This is a genomic window from Psychrobacter sp. TB20-MNA-CIBAN-0197 (genome assembly GCF_040309765.1).
Taxonomy (GTDB): domain Bacteria; phylum Pseudomonadota; class Gammaproteobacteria; order Pseudomonadales; family Moraxellaceae; genus Psychrobacter; species Psychrobacter submarinus.
Genome location: NZ_JBEOPC010000085.1, coordinates 1 through 643 on the forward strand (window position 1 = coordinate 1; position 643 = coordinate 643).

Genomic DNA, 643 nt, shown 5'->3' on the forward strand with positions numbered 1-643 from the left:
GTTCTCACTAGACTTTTAAAGTCTCTGAAGGGCCGTTGAAGACTACAACGTTGATAGGCAAGATGTGGAAGTGGTGTGAGCCATTAAGCTAACTTGTACTAATTACCCGTGAGGCTTAACCATACAACGCCAAACGCGTTTTATGCGACAGTTTAGACAGAAGTTAATATAACTAAAGTAGACATTACTTAGAAAGACTTAAAAAATATTATCAGATATTTTCCAAATTCAAGAGGTGACTCTTAGCGCGTAGCGTTAAAGTTGAGGCACCTTGCGCAAAGAAAATGGTAGCACTACGTGCTTGTCATTGATTCTTTGCACCTAATTTGCTTGGTGACAATAGCGTTTTGGACCCACCTGACCCCATGCCGAACTCAGTAGTGAAACGAAACAGCGCCGATGATAGTGTAGCATTTGCTATGTGAAAGTAGGACATTACCAGGCTTCAAATTGTAGAGAGCCCGACTAGAAATAGTCGGGCTTTTTTACGTCTGCAGAAAAGTGAAATGTACGCAATTAACACACACTCATATCGCGACACAAAGATAGTGTAGCATTTCACTGTGGCTCTCCACCGCTGTGGGCACTACGACATCCTACTGCGTAGCGCACCGACTACAAATTGTAGAGAGCCCGCAGTAGG

At 43.2% G+C, this 643-nt stretch carries 2 rRNA genes; both read left to right on the forward strand.

Going from position 1 to position 643, the window contains the following annotated elements:
* Positions 1-123, forward strand: a 23S ribosomal RNA gene (locus tag AAEY83_RS12760); the annotation flags it as partial.
* A 206-nt stretch (positions 124-329) separates the two neighbouring features.
* Positions 330-444, forward strand: a 5S ribosomal RNA gene (rrf, locus tag AAEY83_RS12765).
* The last annotated feature ends 199 nt before the right edge of the window (positions 445-643 follow it).